The organism is Polymorphobacter fuscus (genome assembly GCF_011927825.1).
In the GTDB taxonomy this organism is placed as follows: Bacteria; Pseudomonadota; Alphaproteobacteria; order Sphingomonadales; family Sphingomonadaceae; genus Sandarakinorhabdus; species Sandarakinorhabdus fusca.
Genome location: NZ_JAATJI010000001.1, coordinates 2,700,927 through 2,721,464, shown reverse-complemented (window position 1 = coordinate 2,721,464; position 20,538 = coordinate 2,700,927). Strand labels below are relative to the sequence as shown.

Genomic DNA, 20,538 nt, shown 5'->3' with positions numbered 1-20,538 from the left:
ATGAGCGAAACCGCGCCCGATCTGTCAACCACCCCACGGCTTTATGTCGACCAGCCGCTGGCGCCGGGCGCGACGATCACGCTGCCGGTGCCGCAATCCCATTACCTTGCGCAGGTCATGCGGCGGCAGCCGGGCGATGTCGTGCGGCTGTTCGACGGGCGCAGCGGCGAATGGGCGGCGCGGCTGGTGTCGGTCGGCCGCAAGGCGGTGACGGCGACACTGGAGGCGGCGTCGGCGCCGCAGGAGGCGGTGGCCGACATTTGGCTGTGCGCGGCGCCGCTGAAGCGCGGGCGGATCGACTGGGTGGCGGAAAAGGCCTGTGAGCTGGGGGTGGCGCGCTTCGTGCCGGTCATCACCCGGCGCACGATCGTCGACAAGTTGAACCTCGACCGGCTGCGCGCGCACATGGTCGAGGCGGCGGAGCAGTGCGGCCGCACCGCCCTGCCCGACCTGGCCGAACCGACGCCGCTGGCGGCGCTGTTGCGCGACTGGCCGGCGGGGCGCGCCCTGATCTTTGCCGATGAAACCGGCGGCGAACCGCTGCCCGCCGTCTGTGCGCGTGCGCCGGCGCCGGCGGCGGTGCTGATCGGTCCCGAAGGCGGCTTCACGCCGGAGGAGCGCGCCGCGATCCGCGCCGTGCCGCAGGCGCTGGCGGTGACGCTGGGGCCGCGCATCCTGCGCGCCGATACCGCCGCTGCGGTGGCGGTCGGCGTCTGGCAGGCGCTGGTCGGCGACCGGGCGGCATGACCGCGCCGCCGCCCTGGGCCGACCCGTCCGAAGGCACGCTGCCCTGGCTTGCCGTCGCCGGCTATCTGGTCGCGGTCGTGCTGTGCGTGCGGCAGCGCCGGCACAGCGCCACGGCGCGCGAACGCTGGTTCTGGACATTGGCGGCGCTGGCGATGCTGGCGCTGGGCCTCAACAAGCAGCTCGACCTGCAGACGGCGCTGACTGCCTGGGGCCGGCAGATGGCGCGCGACGACGGCTGGTTCGCGCAGCGCCGCGCCTTTCAGGCGGCGTTCGTGAAAACGGCAGCGGCGGTCGCCCTTGTCACGGGGCTCGCCTTCGCCTGGCTGGTGCGCGGCATGCGGCGCCAGGTCATTGTCACCCTTGCCGGGCTGATGCTGCTGGCGCTGTTCGTCGTCATCCGTGCGGCATCCTTTCACCATATCGACGTGATGATGCGCGCGCCCGTGCTGGGGTTGAAGCTGCACACGCTGCTCGAACTGGCGGGAATCGCGGTGGTCATCGCCGGCGCCGGCTGGCCGCAGCGGCAAGCGCGCCTCAGAATTCCTTGATCATGCGCAGCGCCGCATTGGGGTGAGCACGGCGGTTTGCCGGCTTTTGAATGCCGGCGCCGGCCTGCATCATGATATCGGGCGCCAGCCGCTGGTGCAGCTGCGGGATGATCAGCCAGCTGGTGTCGCGCCGGCCGGCACGCACGTTGAATTCGATACCGGCGGTGGTGCGCGGGGAAAAATCCCGAAAGACGCTGTGGTTGACCAGCAACGCATTGTCGCGCCGTTCGCCCGCCCTGTGGCGCTCGTTGGGAATGTTGACGCCGACCATGGTCAGCGACGTCCAGCGCGGCGAATAGCGCACGCCGACGATATAGAGCAGCGACGATTCCACCCGCCCGGTATCACGATCGACGATGCCGAGAAATTGCCAGCCGTGCACGGCCTTGTCGGCGGCGAATGTGCCGAACGTGCCTTGCAGGCCGATCTTGCCGCTGGTCAGCCGGCCGTTTTCGAAGGGCAGTTCGAGCTCGGCGGCATGGCCATCGGCGAAGGCATATTCGATCTCCGGCGCCCAATCGATCTTTTCGCCGGGCGCGCTCAGAGGGAACAGCGCCAGCGCATTGGCTTCGAGTTCGCCGCGCCTGGCGGCAAGCGGCCGCACCATGTCGAACACCATCGGTTCGGGTATGTGCGGCGCACTGTCCATGCTGGCGCTGGCCGGTGCCGCGAAGGCCGAAATGGCCGCGAGCATCAGCGCTGCACGCCGGGAGGGGTTCGACACTCGATGTCTCCGGTCCGCCTGGGGAGCGACCGGAATAGCGGCGGAGGGCCGGGCTGCCAACCCAGCGGCGGCGTTATTCCGCCGCCAGCGCCACCGGCGGCGCCGCCTGCGGGCCGCGGATCAGCACGCCGGGCAGGTCGCCGGTCATTTGCCCTTCGCGGAAGGTGACGACCCCCGACTTGATCGTGGCGACATAGCCATCGGCCCTTTGCAGCAGCCGCTTGCCGCCGGCCGGCAGGTCGAACGCCATCCACGGCGCGCCCAGTTTCAGCCGCGCCATGTCGATGAGGTTGATGTCGGCGATCAAACCGGGAACGAGCTGGCCGCGGTCGTGCATGCCGTACAGCCGGGCGGTGTCGCTACACTGGCGCTTTATGGCGTTTTCGATGGTGATGGTGCCGCGCTTGCGATCCCGCACCCAATGCTGGAGCAGATAGGTCGGGCTGGCGGCGTCGCAGATGGTGCCGCAATGGGCGCCGCCGTCCGACAGCGAGATGACGATGTCGTCGCGCTGCAACAGCCCTTCGACGAAATCGAGATTGCCGTCGGCATAGTTGAGGATGGGGAAATAGATGAAGCCGGTGCCGTCCTTCGCCGACATCAGGTCATAGGCATATTCGGCAGGGGAGACGCCGGCCGCGGCGGCGCGGGCGGCGATGGTCTGCGCCTGCGTCGGTTCATAATCGAAATCGGCGTCCATCTCGTAATGGAGGCCGAAGCCCTGGGCGACGGCGTATAGCAGCGCCGTCACGTCGGATTCGGGGATGACATCGGCCTCGGCGAGCAGCTGCGCCTTCCAGGCCGGATCGCTGATTTTCGCCCATTGCACGTCCCAGGGCGCCGTATCGATTTCGGCCCAGGACGGCTTGAACTTGAACGGGTGGACGGTGCCGCGCCACGCCATCAGGATGCCGTTGCCGCGCAGCGCGATCTGCGCGACGATATTGGCGCCCTCGGCATTCCAGCGCGCGGTTTCGGACATCTGTTCCTGCCAGGGCAGTTCCTTGGCGATCGATTGCAGCATGGCGAAGGTGACCGGCAGCCCGGTTTCCTTGCTCAGCGCCCCCATCCAGCCGAATTCGTCCCATTCGCGGCGCAGGTCGCTCGCCATTTCGAACACGCCATGGCCGGCGCGCGCCACGGCACGCCCGATGCCGATCAGTTCCTCCTTCGTCGCGGTCGTGCCGGGGACGAGGACGCCGTCGATCGACTTGTGCAGCACCGTGCGGCTGGTCGAAAAGCCGAGCGCGCCGGATTTCAGCCCTTCCTCGACGATCGCGCTCATCTGGGCGATTTCGTGTTCGGTCGGCGCTTCGTTGTTGGCGCCGCGTTCGCCCATCACATAGGCGCGCACCGCGCCGTGGGCGACATGGGTCGCCACGTCGATGGTGCGCGGGCGCTGCGCCAGCGCGTCCATATATTCGGGGAAGGTTTCCCAGTTCCACGCCATGCCTTCGGCGAGCGCGGTGCCGGGGATGTCCTCCACGCCTTCCATCAGCCCGATCAGCCAGTCGTGCCTGTCGGGCCGCGCCGGCGCGAAGCCGACGCCGCAATTGCCCATGACGACGGTGGTGACGCCGTGCCACGACGACGGTGCCATTTCCGAATCCCATGTCGCCTGGCCGTCATAATGGGTGTGGATGTCGACAAAGCCGGGCGTGACATGCAGGCCGGCGGCGTCGATCTCCTCCCGCCCCTTCGCCGTCACCGTGCCGACGGCGGCGATGCGCCCGGCGTCGATGGCGATATCGCCGACAAAGGCCGGCGTGCCGGTGCCATCGACGATGGTGCCGTTCCGGATGACCAGGTCGTGCATGGTGCGACTCCCGCTGCTGATCGGCGGAGTGTGACATGATGGGCCGGCGATGTGCCCTATGAATAGCGTCCGGTGCGCCATCGGAATTGCCAAGCCGCGCTCAATTGCGCCGGACAGCGCCCGCCGCTAGAGGGCGAAGCATGAGCAACCAGGTCCTGACGACGGGCGACGACGCCCCCATCGAATCCCGCGACCAGCTCGTCGGGGTGTTCGAAAAAGGCAACAAGCCCAAGGCCGACTGGCGGATCGGCACCGAGCATGAAAAGTTCGTCTATCGCCTGAGCGGCCATGGCGCGCCCTCGTACGACGAACCCGGCGGCATCCGCGACCTGCTGGACGGCATGGCCGCCTTCGGCTGGGAGCCGGTGCTGGAAGGCGGCAACGTCATCGCCATGAAGGGCAGCGACGGCGCCATCAGCCTGGAGCCGGCGGGGCAGTTCGAGCTGTCGGGCGCCGCGCTCGACACCATCCATGAAACCTGCGCCGAATCGAACCGCCACCTGGCGCAGTGCCGCGAAGTCGGCGACCGGCTGGGGCTGGGGTTCCTCGGGCTGGGCTTCTGGCCCGACAAGACCCGGAGCGAACTGCCGGTGATGCCCAAGGGGCGCTATGTCATCATGCGCAGCCACATGCCCAAGGTCGGCACGCTGGGGCTCGACATGATGCTGCGCACCTGCACGATCCAGACCAACCTCGACTATGCCAGCGAAGCCGACATGGTGCTGAAGTTCCGCGTGTCGATGGCGCTGCAGCCGCTGGCGACGGCGCTGTTCGCCAATTCGCCGTTCACCGAAGGCAAGCCCAACGGCTTCAAGTCCTTCCGCAGCCATATCTGGACCGATACCGACCCGGCGCGCACCGGCACCCTGCCGTTCGTGTTCGAGGACGGTTTCGGCTTCGAACGCTACACCGACTATGCGCTCGATGTGCCGATGTACTTCGTCTACCGCGACGGCAAATATATCGATGCGGCCGGGCACAGTTTCCGCGATTTCCTGGCCGGCAAACTGGCCGTGCTGCCCGGCGAAACACCGCGGGTCGGCGACTGGAAGGACCATCTGTCGACGGCGTTCCCCGAAGTCCGCATGAAGGGCTATCTGGAGATGCGCGGCGCCGATGGCGGGCGCTGGGACCGGATCTGCGCGCTGCCGGCGTTCTGGGTGGGGCTGCTCTACGACGATGTCGCGCTCGATGCGGCGTGGCAGCTGGTCAAGGGCTGGACGCCGGCCGACCATGACCGGCTGCGCGCCGAAGTGCCGCGGCTGGCGTTGCAGGCCGCCAGCCCGAACGGGGGCACGCTGCAGGACCTGGCGAAGCAGGTGCTCGCCATCGCCGATGCCGGGCTGGCGCGGCGGGCGCGGCTGAACCGCATGGGTGACACCGAACAGGGGTTCCTCAACCCGCTGCGCGAAATCGCCGACAGCGGCCTGACCAATGCCGACCGGATGCTGGCGCTGTACCATGGCGCCTGGGGCGGTGATGTTTCGAAAGCCTATGACACGGAGAGTTACTGATGGCCGACGCGGTGGTGATTTCCGGTTTTGCCCGCACGCCGATGGGCGGCTTCCAGGGCGCGCTGGCCGGCGTGTCGGCGACGGCGCTGGGATCGGCGGCGGTCCGGGCCGCGGTCGAGCGATCGGGCGTCGATGCGGCGAAGGTGGAGGCGATCTTCATGGGCTGCGTGCTGCCGGCGGGGCTGGGCCAGGCGCCGGCCCGCCAGGCGGCGCTGGGGGCCGGGCTGCCGCTGTCGGTGGAAGCGACCACGGTCAACAAGATGTGCGGATCGGGGATGCAGGCGACGATCATGGCGCACGACGCGCTGCTTGCCGGCACTGCCGAAGTGATCGTGGCGGGCGGCATGGAGAGCATGTCGAACGCGCCCTATCTGCTGACCAAGCACCGCGGCGGCGCGCGCATCGGCCATGATGCGATCAAGGATTCGATGTATCTCGACGGGCTGGAGGACGCCTATGACCCCGGCAAGCTGATGGGCGCCTTTGCCGAGGAATCGGCGCGCGATTACCAGTTCACCCGCGCGGCGCAGGACGATTACGCCCTCGAAAGCCTGGCGCGGGCGAGCGCGGCGATCGCTTCGGGCGCCTTCGACGATGAAGTGACGCCGGTGACGGTGCCGGGGCGCGGTGGCGACACCGTCGTCAGCGTCGACGAGCAACCCGGCAAGGCGCGGCCCGACAAGATCCCCGGGCTGAAGCCGGCATTCGCCAAGGATGGCACCATCACCGCTGCCAATGCCTCGTCGATTTCGGACGGCGCCGCGGCGCTGGTGCTGACCCGCGCGAGCGTCGCGGCGCGCGACGGCCTGCCGGTCCGCGCGCGCATCGTCGCCCATGCCGGCCACGCCCATGAACCCGGCAAGTTCACCACCGCACCCGTTCCGGCAATCGAGAAGGTGCTGAAAAAGGCCGGCTGGACGGTGGCGGATGTCGACCTGTTCGAAGTCAACGAAGCCTTTGCCGCCGTGGCGATGATCGCCATGCACGACCTGGGGATCGCCCGCGACAAGCTCAACATCCATGGCGGCGCCACCGCGCTGGGGCATCCGATCGGTGCATCGGGGGCGCGGATCATCGCGACGCTGGTGGCGGCGCTGGAGCGGACCGGCGGCAAGCGCGGCGTCGCGGCGCTGTGCATCGGCGGCGGCGAGGCAACGGCGATCGCGGTGGCGCGGGACTGACGACAGGCTGCGGCCATGTCGCCGGGGAACGCCGGCCGGAACGCCGCGTTCAGACATAGGAACAAAAGGAGACAACCGATGTCCGACACCAACCGCGACCTGCCCGCCGGCGCCGAAAAGGACCCGGCCGACTGGACCACCGGCGACGAGGCGATGACCGGCCCGCAGGCGAGCTATCTCAAGACGCTTGCGCACGAAGCCGGCGAAGATTTCGACGAAACGCTGACCAAGGCCGAGGCCAGCCTGCGCATCGAGGAACTGCAGGCGAAGACAGGCCGCGGGGTCGACCATTAAAGGCTTTGGCGGCGACTTATCCCCGATATCCCCGTTATCCACAGGCCGGCCGGCAATTATTTCGCTTTGACGACTCGCGGCCGGGTGAGACACTTGCCTTGTAGCCGGGAATTGACGGCGGCGGAAACGCCGAAGGAAATGAACGGTTTACAGCCGGAGACAGCGCCAGTTCGAGCCGCAGGGCAGGAATTGCAACGCCGGTCGAAGGCAAGGGACGGCCGGGGAACCAGCCCGCAAGCGCGGCCATGCAAATGGAGGGCGCAGCGACGGGGAAGCGGCCGGTCCGGCAGCAAGGAAGGCCCGACCGGGCGGACCGACCTGCGAAGTGCCGTGGCACCAAGTCGGGACACGTCGCCGACAGGCGAACGGGCCGCGAGGCCGAAGGCAGAGGCCAGGCAGCGAAAGCTGAAAGGCCGCGCCGGTGTGCCCCGCCAAGCAGGCACGACACAGTGGCGGCCGGTGGCGACACCGGCCGCCATTTTGTTGTCCGGGTCAGCCCAGCTTGCCGAGCAGTGCCTCTGCCGCCTTTGCCGAGGACGCCGGATTCTGCCCGGTGATCAGCAGCCCGTCTTCGACGACATGGACGTCCCAATCAGCGGTCTTCGAATAGTCGCCGCCCTGTTCCTTGAGCATGTCTTCGACCAGGAAGGGCACGACATCGGTCAACCCGACCGCCGCTTCCTCGCTGTTGGCAAAGCCGGTGACGCGCTTGCCGCGGACCAGCGGCGCACCATCGGTGCCCTTGACGTCGCGCAGCACGCCGGGGGCATGGCAGACGGCGGCGACCGGCTTGCCGGCGGCGATCGCGGCTTCGATCAGCGCGACCGAGGCGGCGTCATTGGCAAGGTCCCACAACGGACCATGGCCGCCGGGATAGAAGACTGCGTCGAAATCGGCGATGTCGACCGTATCGAGGCGCCGGGTGTCGGCAAGCGCGGCCCCGGCTTCGGCATCGGCATCGAAGCGCCGCGTGCTGTCGGTCTGCGCATCGGGTGCGGCGCTGGTCGGGTCGAGCGGCGGCTGGCCGCCCTGCGGCGACGCCAGGACCATTTCGGCGCCCGCGTCCTTGAAGACATAATAGGGCGCGGCGAGTTCCTCGAGCCAGAAGCCGGTCTTCTTGCCGGTGTCGCCAAGATCGGCGTGCGAGGTCAGTACGACGAGGATTTTCATTTCGGGTCTCCAATGGGGCGCCGGGAGTCAACCGCCCGCCGCCGCCCGGGTTCCGGTCACGGCACCGCCGTCACCTGCAGCGGGCTCGGCACTTCGTCCTTCAGCCCCGCCGCAACCTTTTCCGCTGCCTCCAGCACCCGCAGGATATTCCCCCCGGCCAGCTTCGCCGCATCGGCGTCGCTCCAGCCGCGGCGCAGCAGTTCGGCGATCAGCGCCGGATAGGTTTCGACGCCTTCGAGGCCGGTCGGCGTCGTGTCGATGCCATCGAGATCGCCGCCGATACCGACATGGTCATGGCCGGCGACCTTGGCGAGATGGTCGATATGGTCGGCGACTTCGGCCAGTGTCACCGCGGGCATCGGGTTGGCCTTTTCCCATTCGGTGAAGGCAGCGGCGGCGCGGTCGGGCTGGCCGATGTACAGGCCCGAATAGGGCGGCGCGTTGAAGCTGGCGCGCACCCCGGCGCGCGCCGCTTCCCATTCCATGCGCTTGCGGCTGACATAGCCGGGCGCATAATTGACCATGACGATGCCGCCATTGGCCTTGAGCAGCGCCAGCACATCGTCGGGGACGTTGCGCGGATGGTCGGTGATGGCGCGCGCCGAGGAGTGCGAGAAGATCACCGGGGCCTGCGATACCGCCAGCGCCGCCTTCATCGTGGCGGGGGAAACATGGCTGAGATCGACAAGCATGCCGATGCGGTTCATTTCGTGCACCACCGCCTTGCCGAAGGCCGTCAACGGCTCGGCGCGGGGCGCCTCGTTGGCGCTGTCGGCCCAGGCGTTGTGGCGGACGTGCGTCAGCGTCATGTAGCGGACGCCGAGGTCGTAGAACATGCGCAGCGCCGGCAGGCTGTCGTCGATCTGGCTGCCGCCCTCCACCCCTATCAGGCTGGCGATGCGCCCGGTCTTCTGGATGCGGCGGATGTCGGCGGCGGTCGATGCCAGCGCAAAGTCCTTCGGGTGGCGGGCGACGATGCCGCGGACGATGTCGATCTGTTCGAGCGTGGCCTTGACCGCCGCCGGCCCGGTGACCGTTGCCGGCACCCAGACCGACCAGAATTGCCCGCCGACCTGGCCCTGGTGCAGGCGCGGAATATCGGTCTGCAGCGGCTGTTTGAAGCGGCGGCTGTCGGCGTTGAGGTCGGCGCTCCACCAGCCTTCGCCGAACTGGCCGCGCAGCTGTTCGGCCCAGTCATTGTGCCCGTCGATGATCGGCTGGCGCTTCAGCACCGCATGGGCGCGGGCGAGATAGGGGTCGCCGGCCGAAGCGGGGGCGGCGTGCGCCGGGACGGCGGTGGCGAGGAGCAGGGCGATGAGGGGGAGGATGCGCATGGCGATGTTGTCGCACCGCCGCACCCTCTCTTGCAAGACAGCTGTGTTTCGCCCGCCGCGTCTGGGATAACGGCGGCGCAAACGACCCGCCTGTGGAGATTCCCGATGCTCGATACCAGCGAACGCCATGTCTACACCCCCGACCATGAAGCGTTCCGCGGCACGGTGCGCAAGCTGTTCGACAAGGAGCTGTACCCGCACATCGACACGTTCGAGAGCGAGGGCATCGTGTCCAAGGCGTTCTGGCGCGCCTGCGGCGACAATGGCCTGCTATGCCCGACGGTGCCCGAGGAATATGGCGGGCTGGGGCTCGATTTCGGCTATAATGCCGTTGTCGATGAAGAACTTGCCTATGCCGGGTCGTCGGCGGGCATCACCCTGCAATCCGATATCGTTGCCGACTATATCGTCGCCTATGGGTCGGAGGAGCAGAAGCGCAAATATCTGCCGCAGATGATCTCGGGCGAGCTGATCACCGCCATCGCGATGACCGAACCCGGCGCCGGGTCCGACCTGCAGGGCGTGCGCACCACGGCGAAGCGCGACGGCAACCATTATGTCATCAACGGTTCCAAGACCTACATCACCAACGGCCAGAACGCCGGGCTGATCATCGTCGTCGCCAAGACCGATCCCGACAAGGGCGCCAAGGGCACGTCGCTGATCCTTGTCGAGCAGGAGGCCGAAGGCTTTTCGCGCGGCCGCAACCTCGACAAGATCGGCCAGCACAGCGCCGACACGTCGGAGCTGTTCTTCAACGACGTCCGCGTGCCGATCACCAACTGCCTCGGCGAGGAGAACAAGGGCTTCATCTATCTGATGAGCCAGCTGCCGCAGGAACGGTTGAGCATCGCCATCGGCGCCCAGGCCGGCGCCCAGCGCGCCTTCGACGAAGCGGTGAAGTTCACCAAGGACCGCAAGGCCTTCGGCAAGACGGTGTTCGATTTCCAGAACACCCGCTTTACCCTCGCCTCGCTCAAGACCGAGCTGCAGGTCGGCTGGGCGCATATCGACTGGGGGCTGAAGCGCCTGCTCGAAGGCAAGCTGACGGCGGCCGAAGCCAGCGCCGCCAAGCTGTGGCACACCGAGATGCAGGGCCGCGTCGTCGACGAGGCGCTGCAGCTCCATGGGGGCGCGGGTTACATGAACGAATATCCGATCGCGCGGCTGTGGCGCGACGCGCGGGTGCAGCGCATCTATGGCGGCACCAGCGAGATCATGCGCGAAGTCATCGCCCGCACCATCTGACCCCCTCGCTCCGCCGGGGGGAGGTCGGGAGACGCGCGAAGCCGGCCCGGGAGAGGGGTTTTCTCCCGGCCGGCGCGCAACCTAGGTAAAATCAGGGACTGGCTTCGCCCTGCCGGGCGTGACACTGAGGCCGCGAAAGCCACAGGAGAAGACGACCATGATGTTCGAATACAGCGACAAGACCAAGGGTCTCATCGAGCGCGTCAGCGCCTTCATGGACGAACATATCTACCCCAACGAAGCGCGCTACGAGCAGGAAGTCGGCGAAGGCGAGCGCTGGAAGGTGCTGCCGGTCATCGAGGAGCTGAAGCCGGTCGCGCGCGCCGCCGGGCTGTGGAACCTGTTCCTCAACGTGTCCGATCACGATGTCGGCGAATGGAAGGGCCCGGGCCTGACCAATTCCGAATATGCGCCGCTTGCCGAAATCATGGGGCGTGCGCCCTGGTCGAGCGAGGTGTTCAACTGCTCGGCGCCCGATACCGGCAACATGGAAGTGCTGCGCACCTATGGCTCCGAAGCGCAGAAGCAGACATGGTTGAAGCCGCTGATGGCCGGCGAGATCCGCTCCGCCTTCCTGATGACCGAGCCGGCCGTCGCATCGTCCGACGCCACCAACATCGAAACCTCGATCGTCCGCCAGGGCGATGAATATGTCATCAACGGCCGCAAATGGTGGTCGTCGGGCGTCGGCGACCCGCGTTGCACCATCGCCATCGTCATGGGCAAGACCGACCCCAATGCCGCCCGCCACGCCCAGCAGAGCCAGATCCTGGTGCCGCTCGACACCCCGGGCATCACCAAGCTGCGCGCGTTGAAGGTGTTCGGCTATGACGACGCACCGCACGGCCATTTCGAGGTCATTCTCGACAATGTCCGGGTGCCGGCCGAAAACATGATCCTGGGTGAGGGCCGCGGCTTCGAAATTGCGCAGGGGCGCCTCGGGCCGGGCCGCATCCACCATTGCATGCGCAGCATCGGCGCCGCCGAACGCGCGCTCGAAAAGATGGTCAAGCGGCTGAAGTCGCGCATCGCCTTCGGCAAGCCGCTGTCCGAACACAGCCTGTGGCACGAACGCATTGCCGATTCGCGCATCGCCATCGAACAGGCGCGGCTGCTGACGCTGAAGGCCGCCTATATGATGGACACGGTCGGCAACAAGGGCGCCGCCAACGAGATCGCCATGATCAAGGTCGTCGCGCCGAACATGAGCTGCCTGATCCACGACCATGCCATCCAGGCGCATGGCGGCGGCGGCGTCTGCCAGGATTACGGGCTGGCGTCGGGCTATGCCGGGCAGCGGACGTTGCGACTGGCCGACGGTCCCGACGAAGTCCATCGCCAGGCCATCGCCAAGACGGAATTGCGGCGCTACAACTAAAGGATGATCATTATCGCCCTGGCACTGGCTGCCCTCCCCGGTCTCACATCGGGGGGGACCGTCACTTTGCCGCCCGGGCCGCATCCGATGGTGGAGATCCGGGGCAAGACCTTCGACCCGCCGGTGACGATCAACGCCACCGGCGCGGTCGTGAAGGGCCTGCGCATCTGGGACAGCAAGGGCATCATCTGGCGCGGCGGCACGATCCACGCCCCCAGCGGCAATGTCGGCCATGGGCCCGTCGCCTATGGGGCCGACATCCGCCGCGCCGACACGCTGACCATCGACGGCGCTACCTTCACCAATGCGCTGCGCGGTGCCGTCGTCGCCGACAGCCGCAACCTGGTCGTGCGCAACGCCCAGTTCAAGGGCCTGCAGTCGGACGGGCTCGACGTCGCCGGCAGCAGCCATGTGCTGATCGAAAACAACCGGTTCACCGATTTCGACCCCGTCAAGGCGACCGGCAACAAGGCCGATGGCACCTGGAAGGACGGCGACCACCCCGACGCCATCCAGATGTGGACGACGCCGACCAACAAGCGGGTGACCGATGTCGTCATCCGCGGCAACACCGTCGACGGCGACACCCAGGGCATCAACTTCTTCGGCCCGCGCGGCGATGGTTATGCGCGGGTGAAGATCGAGGACAATGACGTCCGCGTCGCCTATCCGGCGGCGATCTCGCTTGGCGGCTGCGACGATTGTTCGGTGCGCAACAACCGCATCAAGGCCGCCCCCGGCGCCAAGTTCCGCGCCAACGTCCGCTTCGACGAGTCGAAGGGCAAGGCCTGTGGCAACGACATGCCGGGGATGCCGAACCACCCCGCCGCCCGACGCTGCTGATTTAAATATGGGCCGGACACCGGCAACCGCCTGATCGCTGTTGCGCTGTTGCGGATGCCTGTGCTACCCGCCCCCTCCTACCGGACGGGAAGGCTTCCCGGACACTTGGTCGTGCGGCCATGGCGGAACTGGTAGACGCGCAACGTTGAGGTCGTTGTGGCCGAAAGGCCGTGGAAGTTCGAGTCTTCTTGGCCGCACCAAGTCATCATGGTCCCGGGACACCCCGGGGCCTGCCCGAGGTCCCCGATCCGATCAGAACACCCGGCGCGCCCGCACCTGCCAGGTCCGCGGCGGATTGAGGTAGCGCACCGTGCCCGCCACCGACTGGGTGTACGCCGTGTCGAGGCAGTTGGCGCACTCCAGCGCCAGCGTCCAGTTGTTGTCGTCGGTGCGCAGCGTCAGCGCCGCCGCCACCTGCCACACCGCCGCGTTGCGCGACCCGGTGATGACATCGCCGCCGAACGGATTGGCCGGATAGCTGCCGCCCAGCGGCGAGGCGACGCTGCCGGTGAACAGGGTCGCATTGGCGGTACCGGCTTCGAACGCCCCGATGTAGCGCGCGTCGACCGACGGCGTCAGGATGATACCGGCGGCGGGGATCGCCCAGTCATAGGCGCCGCCAAGGCCCAGGGTGACATCGGGGGTGCGCGCCGGGGTCGCCACATCGCCATTGGCATCGATGATGCCCGCTGCACAATTGCCGGCTGCGGGAAATGCAATGACAGGCACGCGGCCCCCCGGCCCCGGGCCGGGGACCGAAATCAGCGTCCCGGCGGGCGGTGCCAGCGGAACCTTGCCGGCTGCCAGTTCGCCGCGACACAGCTGCTGCTGCTGCGCGACCGCTGTCGCGCCATCGGTCGTGTAGCGGGCGTTCTGGTAACCGATGCTGGCGCGCAGATTGAGCCCGGTGACCGGGACTGCCGTCACTTCGAGCTCGACGCCGCGGTTGCGATAGCCGGGGATATTCTGCAGCACGGGCACGCCGGCGAACTGCGCCACCGGCACGCCGCCGGTCAGCAGCGGCGCCTGGGCGTTGCGCGTCACCATCCAGAAGGCTGCCAGATTGGCGCGTACCCGGCCGCCAAAGGCATCGGCCTTGATGCCGCCTTCGTAGCTCCAGCTGGTCTCGGGCGCGAACGGCAGGATGCCGGCAACTTGCGGAACGCGTGCGTCCCGGCCGCCCGAACGGAAGCCGCGCGACGCACTGGCATAGGCCATGACCGCGTCGGTGGCGCGCCAGCTGGCGACGAAGCGCGGCGTCCACTGCTTCGTCTTGCGCGTCGTCGGGCCACCGACCAGATTGGCGGTGTCGAAACACGCCGCCGCCGGCTGGCACGAGGCGCGGGCATCGGTGATCGCGAAGGTCGTTTCCTCATCGGTGTAGCGCACGCCGCCAGTCAGCTTGATCCGGTCGGTGGCGTTGATGTCGACCTGGAGGTAGCCGGCCTTGTCGATGACGCCATTGTCGACGATCGCATAGCCGAGGTCGCTGGTGTCGCTGCTGTCGAGGTACAGCAGCCCGGCGATATAATCGACGCGGCCGTCGAGCAGCGATCCGGTCAGCCGCAATTCCTGCGAGAACTGGTTGTGCCGGCCGACGCGGGTGACCGGCGTCACGCCGGTTGCCACCGGGTTGACCACCGGGAACGGCACCGCGGCGTTCGGCATGGCACGGCCATCGGTCAGGTCGATGGCGAGGCGCTGCCGGCTGGTGACGAAGCCGGTGATCGCGCTGATGGCGATGGCGTCGCTCGCCCAGTCGATATGCGAGGTGTAGAGCTGGGTGTCGAGCCGGTTGCCGAGCGGCAGCAGTGGTGTTGTCGCCAGCAGCGGCGGCCGCACCAGCCGCCCGGTGGCGGCGAAGCGCGCGTCGCACCTGGTCGGCGCATTGGGGTCGCAGACGCTGTTGGCGAGGTTGTCGCCATCGTTGCGCATATAGGTGCCCGCCAAATTCCAGCGCAGCGTGTCGGTCAGCTTCAGCTGCAGCGCGCCGCGGATGCCGGCGGCATCGCTGTCGTTGAGCCGTTCGCCGGTGGTGGTGTTGTGGACATAGCCGCGGTCGTCCTGGAAATAGCCCGACAGCTTCAACGCGACGCCCGTGGACAACGGCAGGTTGAGCGAGGCACGTCCGGCAAGGCGGTTGAACGCGCCATAGGCGAACTCGCCATAGCCGCCGAGCACGTCCGACGGACGGTCGATGGCGACGGTCACGGCGCCGGCGCTGGTGTTGCGGCCATAGAGCGTGCCCTGCGGCCCGCGCAGCACCGCGATGCGGCCGATGTCGAAGAACTGGAAATTGGTGCCGGCAACCGGGCTGAGGTAGATATCGTCGACGAAGGTGCCGACCGCCGGGCTGAAATTGGGGTCGGTGGCGCCCTGCCCCAGCCCGCGCAGCGTATAGTCGTTCGCCGAGGCAGCACCGATGGCGCTCGACGCGAACATGTTGGGGACCATGCCGGCCACCGCCAGCGGCGTCGCCAGGCTGCGCGCCGACAGCATGTCGCCGGTCAGCACGGTCAGCGCGATCGGCACCTGCTGCGCCGGGTCGGCGCGATGTTCGGCGGTGACGATGATGTCGGGGATGGGCGGCACCGGCGGCGCGGCGACGGCCGCCTCCTGCGCCAGCGCCGGGGCGGCCGCCAGCGCGGCGATGGCCGCGCCGGTGTGTAGAGTTTGCCACAAGGTCATGGAGGGGTTCCTGCGCGCCGAAGGGCGCTGTCCCCCGGTCGATAGCCGCACGCCGGTTTCGCGGCAATGCAGCACGACATGCGGCGGCGCCCCTGCCGACGGTCAGGCCGCCTTGGGCGCGCTTTCCATGACGCCGGCATCGACATGATCGGCAAACTGGGCAAAATTGGCGATGAACATGCCGACCAGCGCCTTGGCCTTGGCGTCATAGGCAGCGCCGTCGGCCCAGGTGTCGCGCGGGTTGAGGATCTTCGAATCGACGCCGGGCACTGCGACCGGCACCTGGAAACCGAAATTGGGATCGGTGCGGAACGTCCCGGTTTTCAGCGAGCCGTCGAGCGCCGCGTTGAGCAGCGCCCGTGTCGCCTTGATCGGCATGCGCGTGCCCGTCCCGCCGGTGCCGGCGCCGCCGCCGGTCCAGCCGGTGTTGACCAGCCAGACATCGACGCCGCCCCGGGCGATGCGTTCCTTCAGCAGATTGCCATAGACCGACGGATGGCGCGGCATGAACGGTGCGCCGAAGCATGTCGAAAACGTCGCCTCGGGTTCGGTCACGCCGATTTCGGTGCCGGCGACGCGGGCGGTATAGCCCGACAGGAAGTGATACATCGCCTGGTCGGGCGTCAGCTTGCTGATCGGCGGCAGGATGCCGAAGGCGTCGGCGGTCAGCATGACGATGTTGCGCGGCACCGGGCCCAGATTATGGTCGCTGGCGTTGGGGATGAAGTCGATCGGATAGGATGCCCGGCTGTTTTCGGCCAGCCGCGCATCGTCGAGGTCGATCACGCGCGTTACGGGGTCGATGACGACATTTTCGAGCACGGTACCGAAGCGCTTCGTCGTCGCATAGATTTCCGGTTCGGCTTCGGCCGACAGCCGGATCATCTTGGCATAGCAGCCGCCTTCGAAGTTGAAGACCGCGGTGTCCGACCAGCCATGTTCGTCATCGCCGATCAGCGTGCGCGCGGCATCGGCGCTCAGCGTCGTCTTGCCGGTGCCCGACAGGCCGAAGAACACCGCCGTGTCGCCATCAGGGCCGATATTGGCCGAACAATGCATCGGCATGACGCCTTCCAGCGGCAGCAGATAGTTGAGGATGGAAAACACGCTCTTCTTCATTTCGCCGGCATAGGCGGTGCCGCCGATGAGGACGGTCTTGCCGGTGAAATCGACCGCGACGATGGTTTCGCTGCGGCAGCCGTGGCGCGCCGGGTCGGCGCGGAAGCTCGGCAGGTCGATGATCGTGTAATCGGGCAGGAAGTCGGCGAGCGCCGAAAGTTCGGGCCGCACCAGCATCGTGCGGATGAACAGGCTGTGCCAGGCATATTCGGTGATGACGCGCACCTTGACGCGGTGTTCGGGCTGCGACCCGCCGAACAGGTCCTGGACGAACAGCGTGTCCTTCGCCGCCAGCGCCGCCTGGAAATCCGCCTTGATGGCGGCGAACTGGTCGGGCGTGATCGACTTGTTCTTGTCCCACCAGATGACGCCGTCGGTCGCCGAGTCACGCACGATGAACTTGTCATTGGCGCTGCGGCCGGTGTGCCGGCCGGTTTCGACGACAAGGGCGCCGTCCTTCGACAACAGGCCCTCCTGCCGCGTCACCGCCAGTTCGATCAACGGCGCCGTGCCGAGATTCCAGTGGAGCGTGGCCGGCGTCGCATAGCCCTGGGCATCGAGGCCATGCGACGAAACCGGGGCGGAGGAAGTGGGGGTTGCTGGCACGGGCCTGTTCCTTTTTGCATCGGGGCGTTGCGCCACCGGCTGACCGCCGGATCGGGCGCGATCGCGGCCCGGTCGCACCGGCGACCCTGATGCCGTCGGCGCATACCGAAGCCGGTGCTATTCGTCAAAATCCCTATGGTGAACTGCAAGGAAAGATAGGCGCCGAAAAAGATCAGACAAAACAACGGCGCCGAACCCTTGCGAGGTTCGGCGCCGCATGACGCAACAGGATACTGAAAACGTTACTTCTGGGCAGGCATCGTCGTCGTGGTGCCCGTATCGGTCGTCGTGGTGGCGCCGATCTTTCCGTCTTCGATGGCGTCGGCCTTGTTCTCGCCGCTGTCGCGGACGGCATCGGCATTGTCGCGCATCGCGTCGGCAGTGGCTTCGGCCTGATTCTCGGTCGGGCCACCAACGGCTTCGCCCTGGTTCTCGACGACATCGGCCTTGTTCTCGATGTTCGCGGCTTCGGCTTCGGTGGTGCTGCGCACGGCATCGGCCTGGGCGTCGGCAGGCGACTTGTTGCAGGCGGCGAGCGACAGGCCGGCGGCGAGGATGAGCATGGTGGGTGCGAACGTCTTCATGTGTCGATCTCCTGATGGAAGCTCCCCTGTCGGGTGCCCGATGCTCAACGCATCGATTTGGTCCCGGTTCCGGAACCAAATTTGCGCGGGCGAAATGAGGGGGGTGGGCCCGGCCACGTTCGGGGGGGGTGTCCGTGGCCGGGTCCGATAAGGTCAGCACTCGCGGGGGGACTGTTCGCGCTGCCTCGACGGTAATTACGCACAACCGCAAACAAGGTTGCAGCGACCAAGCGGATTTTTTTCGCGGCAGGTCGATGGGAACCCGTATCGCAACGGCGGCGTTATGACAGACAGCCAGGGCACGCTGCCCGGGCCAGAGTTATCGAAAGGAAATCCCCATGGGTGAACTGACCGACAAGGCCAAGGGCCTCGGCAACGAAATCGCCGGCAAGGCCAAGGAAGGCCTCGGCAAGGCGACCGACAACGAGAAGCTGCGCCAGGAAGGCAATGCCCAGCAGGTCAAGGGCGAAGCCCAGAAGATCTCGGGCGACGTCAAGGGCGCGTTCGGCGACAAGGTCTGAACGCGGCTGACGCTTTCTTGAAAGCGTAGAAACCGAAACGGTCGGCACGGCGCAAGCCTTGCCGGCCGTTTTCGCATGGGGCGACGTTGATACGGGCCGACCTCACGATGGTGCTTGCCGTGCCGGGCATCGATCGGGCAAGACGCGCCGATGGATGTTGCCCTTTCGTTCGGCGGCGAGACCTTGCAGCCGCTGCCCTGTGGCGGCCTGTACTGGCCGGCGCAATCGACGCTGATCGTCGCCGACCTGCATTTCGAAAAGTCGAGCGCCTTTGCCCGCCGGGGCTGGCTGTTGCCGCCGTACGACAGTGCCGAGACGCTGCGCCTGTTGATCGACGCGCTGGAGGCCACCGGCGCCGCCCGGGTCATCTGCCTCGGCGACAGCTTCCACGACAGGGGCGGACCGGACCGGTTGCCGGCAGGGCCGCGCGCGGCGCTGCAGGCACTCGCTGCCAGCCTCGACTGGCTGTGGATCACCGGCAACCATGACGACAGCGCCGGCGCCAGCCTGGGCGGCCGGGTGATGGCCGAGGCGCGGATCGGCGGGCTGACCCTGCGCCACGAGGCCGACCCGGCCGACGGCGTTCCCGAATTGTCGGGCCATTTCCACCCCAAGGTGGCGGTGCGCATCCGCGGCCGCCGCATCACGCGCCGCGCCTTCGCGATGTCGGCGACCAAGATGATCCTGCCCGCCTATGGCGCCTATGCCGGCGGGCTCGACATTGCCGACCCGGCGATCACCGGCGTCATGCGCGGGCCGGTGACCGCCGTGCTCGCCGAAGGCGGCCGGCTGCTGCGGTTCCCGGTCTGGACGCCGCCGGGCGGGGCCGTCGCCGCCGCCTGAGCGGGCGGCCTTTGCGAAATAACAGTGTCACGCGCGCATCCCGCTGGCTATGCGCCGGTGATGACCGCGCCGCCGCCCGCCCCGAAAGCCGCCCCGAAAGCCGCCTCGACCCGGCGCATCCTCGGCGCCAGCCTCGTCGGCACCGCGGTCGAATTCTATGATTTCTACATCTATGCAACGGCGGCGAGCCTGGTGTTCGGGCCGCTGTTCTTCCCGTCGGACAATGCCTCGGCGCAGTTGCTGGCGGCCTATGCCAGCTTTGCCGTGGCGTTCGTCGCGCGGCCGATCGGGGCGCTGGTGTTCGGCCATTACGGCGACCGCATCGGCCGCAAGTCGACGCTGGTCGCCAGCCTGCTGGTGATGGGCGGGTCGACGCTCGCCATCGCCTTCCTGCCGACCTATGCCAGCGTCGGCTGGTTCGCGCCGCTGCTGCTGTGTGCGCTGCGCTTCGGCCAGGGCTTCGGCCTTGGCGGCGAATGGGGCGGCGCCGCGCTGCTGGCGGTGGAAAATGCGCCGCCGGGCTGGCGCGGCCGGTTCGGCATTTTCCCGCAGCTCGGCGCACCGGTCGGCTTCATCGCCGCCAATGGCCTGTTCCTGCTGCTCGGGCTGACGCTGACTGACGCCGATTTCCAGGCCTGGGGCTGGCGCCTGCCGTTCCTGTTCAGCGCGCTGCTGGTCGCCGTCGGCCTGTGGGTGCGGCTGAAGCTGACCGAAACCCCGGCGTTCGCGGCAATGGCCGAAAAAGGCCCTCCGCCCGGCGTGCCGATCGCTGAACTGCTGCGCGACCATTGGCGGGCGACGCTGGGCGGCACCCTGGGCGTCATCGCCTGTTTCGCGCTCTTCTACCTGTCGACGGCGTTCGCCCTGGGGTTCGGCACCACCCGGCTCGGCTATGCGCGCGAAACCTTTCTGTCGGTGGAGCTGGGGGCGATCCTGTTCCTGGCCGTCGGCATCCTGCTGTCAGGCTGGTTGTCCGACCGGTTCGACCCGCGCCGCGTGCTGATCGGCGGCTGCGTCGCCGGGATCGGCGTCGGGCTGCTGCTGGCGCCGATGCTGGGCAGCGGGTCCCTCGCCGTCGTCGCCGCCTTTCTGGCGCTGGCGCTGTTCACCATGGGCTTTGTCTATGGCCCGCTCGGCGCCTGGCTGCCCGGGCTGTTTCCGGCGCGGGTGCGCTATACCGGTGCGTCGATGGCCTTCAACCTCGGCGGCATCTTGGGGGGCGGGCTGGCGCCGATCGCGGCGCAGGCGCTGTCCGAATGGGGCGGGCTGCAGCCGGTCGGCTGGTATCTGGCCGCCGCCTGCGCCGCCAGCCTTGGCGCGCTGCTGGCGCTGAAACGATCGGCGCATCTCGACGGCGACCTGCCGAGCCGATAGCGTCGG

At 67.8% G+C, this 20,538-nt stretch carries 18 protein-coding genes and 1 tRNA gene; 12 read left to right on the top strand and 7 right to left on the bottom strand.

Annotated elements, in window-relative coordinates; translation table 11 throughout:
• Together GGQ62_RS12945 and GGQ62_RS12940 are read left to right on the top strand one after the other, a co-directional pair.
• Entirely contained in the window at positions 1-747 is a 747-nt protein-coding gene (locus tag GGQ62_RS12945) for a 16S rRNA (uracil(1498)-N(3))-methyltransferase (RefSeq protein ID WP_152578708.1), read from the top strand.
• Positions 744-1,295 carry a hypothetical protein gene (locus tag GGQ62_RS12940; RefSeq protein ID WP_152578707.1) on the top strand — a complete coding sequence of 184 codons (552 nt, stop codon included), beginning with the start codon at positions 744-746 and terminating at the stop codon, positions 1,293-1,295. The genes GGQ62_RS12945 and GGQ62_RS12940 overlap by 4 nt, the downstream gene beginning before the upstream one ends.
• Here the strand turns inward: GGQ62_RS12940 and GGQ62_RS12935 are convergent.
• Both GGQ62_RS12935 and GGQ62_RS12930 read right to left on the bottom strand, forming a co-directional pair.
• Positions 1,282-2,019, bottom strand: a complete 738-nt coding sequence (locus GGQ62_RS12935; protein WP_152578706.1) for a hypothetical protein — start codon at positions 2,017-2,019, stop codon at positions 1,282-1,284. The two genes, GGQ62_RS12940 and GGQ62_RS12935, sit on opposite strands and share 14 nt — an antisense overlap.
• Positions 2,020-2,092: 73 nt before the next feature.
• Complete coding sequence (locus tag GGQ62_RS12930) at positions 2,093-3,835, bottom strand: N-acyl-D-amino-acid deacylase family protein (RefSeq protein ID WP_152578705.1); 1,743 nt, start codon at positions 3,833-3,835, stop codon at positions 2,093-2,095.
• A gap of 140 nt (positions 3,836-3,975) precedes the next feature.
• Between GGQ62_RS12930 and GGQ62_RS12925 the strand changes: the two genes are divergently transcribed.
• The 3 genes from GGQ62_RS12925 to GGQ62_RS12915 all read left to right on the top strand — a co-directional run bounded on the left by GGQ62_RS12925 (position 3,976) and on the right by GGQ62_RS12915 (position 6,824).
• On the top strand, positions 3,976-5,349 hold the full coding sequence (locus GGQ62_RS12925; protein WP_152578704.1) for a glutamate--cysteine ligase: 1,374 nt from the start codon (positions 3,976-3,978) through the stop codon (positions 5,347-5,349).
• A complete protein-coding gene (locus GGQ62_RS12920) occupies positions 5,346-6,530 on the top strand; it encodes an acetyl-CoA C-acyltransferase (protein ID WP_152578703.1) in 1,185 nt (394 codons plus the stop codon). Before GGQ62_RS12925 ends, GGQ62_RS12920 begins: the two co-directional genes overlap by 4 nt.
• Positions 6,531-6,608: 78 nt before the next feature.
• A complete protein-coding gene (locus tag GGQ62_RS12915) occupies positions 6,609-6,824 on the top strand; it encodes a DUF3072 domain-containing protein (protein ID WP_152578702.1) in 216 nt (71 codons plus the stop codon).
• Between the two features lie 492 nt (positions 6,825-7,316).
• Here the strand turns inward: GGQ62_RS12915 and GGQ62_RS12910 are convergent, their stop codons facing one another.
• Both GGQ62_RS12910 and GGQ62_RS12905 read right to left on the bottom strand, forming a co-directional pair.
• Positions 7,317-7,994, bottom strand: a complete 678-nt coding sequence (locus GGQ62_RS12910) for a type 1 glutamine amidotransferase domain-containing protein (protein WP_152578701.1) — start codon at positions 7,992-7,994, stop codon at positions 7,317-7,319.
• A gap of 56 nt (positions 7,995-8,050) precedes the next feature.
• Entirely contained in the window at positions 8,051-9,328 is a 1,278-nt protein-coding gene (locus GGQ62_RS12905; RefSeq protein WP_152578700.1) for a dipeptidase, read from the bottom strand.
• Positions 9,329-9,433: 105 nt separating this feature from the next.
• On the opposite strand from GGQ62_RS12905, the gene GGQ62_RS12900 reads away from it, so the two are divergent.
• The 4 genes from GGQ62_RS12900 to GGQ62_RS12885 all read left to right on the top strand — a co-directional run bounded on the left by GGQ62_RS12900 (position 9,434) and on the right by GGQ62_RS12885 (position 12,997).
• Positions 9,434-10,576: an acyl-CoA dehydrogenase family protein gene (locus GGQ62_RS12900; RefSeq protein ID WP_152578699.1), complete on the top strand. Its 1,143-nt coding sequence runs from the start codon at positions 9,434-9,436 to the stop codon at positions 10,574-10,576.
• A gap of 157 nt (positions 10,577-10,733) precedes the next feature.
• On the top strand, positions 10,734-11,954 hold the full coding sequence (locus GGQ62_RS12895) for an acyl-CoA dehydrogenase family protein (protein WP_152578698.1): 1,221 nt from the start codon (positions 10,734-10,736) through the stop codon (positions 11,952-11,954).
• A 3-nt stretch (positions 11,955-11,957) separates the two neighbouring features.
• On the top strand, positions 11,958-12,797 hold the full coding sequence (locus GGQ62_RS12890; protein WP_152578697.1) for a right-handed parallel beta-helix repeat-containing protein: 840 nt from the start codon (positions 11,958-11,960) through the stop codon (positions 12,795-12,797).
• A gap of 113 nt (positions 12,798-12,910) precedes the next feature.
• A tRNA-Leu gene (locus tag GGQ62_RS12885) sits at positions 12,911-12,997 on the top strand.
• Between the two features lie 52 nt (positions 12,998-13,049).
• Here GGQ62_RS12885 and GGQ62_RS12880 read toward each other — a convergent pair.
• The 3 genes from GGQ62_RS12880 to GGQ62_RS12870 form a co-directional block, all read right to left on the bottom strand.
• The gene (locus GGQ62_RS12880; RefSeq protein ID WP_152578696.1) at positions 13,050-15,485 is read right to left on the bottom strand and encodes a TonB-dependent receptor; all 2,436 of its coding nucleotides are present in this window, start codon (positions 15,483-15,485) and stop codon (positions 13,050-13,052) included.
• Positions 15,486-15,587: 102 nt separating this feature from the next.
• Positions 15,588-17,210 (bottom strand): phosphoenolpyruvate carboxykinase, encoded by a 1,623-nt coding sequence (locus GGQ62_RS12875; RefSeq protein ID WP_152578695.1) that lies wholly within the window; start codon positions 17,208-17,210, stop codon positions 15,588-15,590.
• A 242-nt stretch (positions 17,211-17,452) separates the two neighbouring features.
• A complete protein-coding gene (locus GGQ62_RS12870) occupies positions 17,453-17,794 on the bottom strand; it encodes a hypothetical protein (protein WP_194163398.1) in 342 nt (113 codons plus the stop codon).
• Positions 17,795-18,132: 338 nt separating this feature from the next.
• Between GGQ62_RS12870 and GGQ62_RS12865 the strand changes: the two genes are divergently transcribed.
• From GGQ62_RS12865 to GGQ62_RS12855, 3 genes are all read left to right on the top strand, one after another.
• Complete coding sequence (locus GGQ62_RS12865; protein WP_152578694.1) at positions 18,133-18,315, top strand: CsbD family protein; 183 nt, start codon at positions 18,133-18,135, stop codon at positions 18,313-18,315.
• Positions 18,316-18,465: 150 nt separating this feature from the next.
• Positions 18,466-19,158 carry a ligase-associated DNA damage response endonuclease PdeM gene (pdeM, locus tag GGQ62_RS12860; protein WP_152578693.1) on the top strand — a complete coding sequence of 231 codons (693 nt, stop codon included), beginning with the start codon at positions 18,466-18,468 and terminating at the stop codon, positions 19,156-19,158.
• A 60-nt stretch (positions 19,159-19,218) separates the two neighbouring features.
• Positions 19,219-20,532 (top strand): MFS transporter, encoded by a 1,314-nt coding sequence (locus GGQ62_RS12855; protein WP_152578692.1) that lies wholly within the window; start codon positions 19,219-19,221, stop codon positions 20,530-20,532.
• Positions 20,533-20,538: the final 6 nt, after the last annotated feature.

Excerpts from the sequence above, each read along its gene's own strand:
- GGQ62_RS12945 (WP_152578708.1), top strand. The coding sequence starts at position 1 with ATGAGCGAAACCGCGCCCGATCTGTCAACCACCCCACGGCTTTATGTC.
- GGQ62_RS12940 (WP_152578707.1), top strand. The coding sequence starts at position 744 with ATGACCGCGCCGCCGCCCTGGGCCGACCCGTCCGAAGGCACGCTGCCC.
- GGQ62_RS12930 (WP_152578705.1), bottom strand. The coding sequence starts at position 3,835 with ATGCACGACCTGGTCATCCGGAACGGCACCATCGTCGATGGCACCGGC.
- GGQ62_RS12925 (WP_152578704.1), top strand. The coding sequence starts at position 3,976 with ATGAGCAACCAGGTCCTGACGACGGGCGACGACGCCCCCATCGAATCC.
- GGQ62_RS12915 (WP_152578702.1), top strand. The coding sequence starts at position 6,609 with ATGTCCGACACCAACCGCGACCTGCCCGCCGGCGCCGAAAAGGACCCG.
- GGQ62_RS12910 (WP_152578701.1), bottom strand. The coding sequence starts at position 7,994 with ATGAAAATCCTCGTCGTACTGACCTCGCACGCCGATCTTGGCGACACC.
- GGQ62_RS12905 (WP_152578700.1), bottom strand. The coding sequence starts at position 9,328 with ATGCGCATCCTCCCCCTCATCGCCCTGCTCCTCGCCACCGCCGTCCCG.
- GGQ62_RS12900 (WP_152578699.1), top strand. The coding sequence starts at position 9,434 with ATGCTCGATACCAGCGAACGCCATGTCTACACCCCCGACCATGAAGCG.
- GGQ62_RS12895 (WP_152578698.1), top strand. The coding sequence starts at position 10,734 with ATGATGTTCGAATACAGCGACAAGACCAAGGGTCTCATCGAGCGCGTC.
- GGQ62_RS12890 (WP_152578697.1), top strand. The coding sequence starts at position 11,958 with ATGATCATTATCGCCCTGGCACTGGCTGCCCTCCCCGGTCTCACATCG.
- GGQ62_RS12880 (WP_152578696.1), bottom strand. The coding sequence starts at position 15,485 with ATGACCTTGTGGCAAACTCTACACACCGGCGCGGCCATCGCCGCGCTG.
- GGQ62_RS12870 (WP_194163398.1), bottom strand. The coding sequence starts at position 17,794 with ATGAAGACGTTCGCACCCACCATGCTCATCCTCGCCGCCGGCCTGTCG.
- GGQ62_RS12865 (WP_152578694.1), top strand. The coding sequence starts at position 18,133 with ATGGGTGAACTGACCGACAAGGCCAAGGGCCTCGGCAACGAAATCGCC.
- pdeM (WP_152578693.1), top strand. The coding sequence starts at position 18,466 with ATGGATGTTGCCCTTTCGTTCGGCGGCGAGACCTTGCAGCCGCTGCCC.
- GGQ62_RS12855 (WP_152578692.1), top strand. The coding sequence starts at position 19,219 with ATGACCGCGCCGCCGCCCGCCCCGAAAGCCGCCCCGAAAGCCGCCTCG.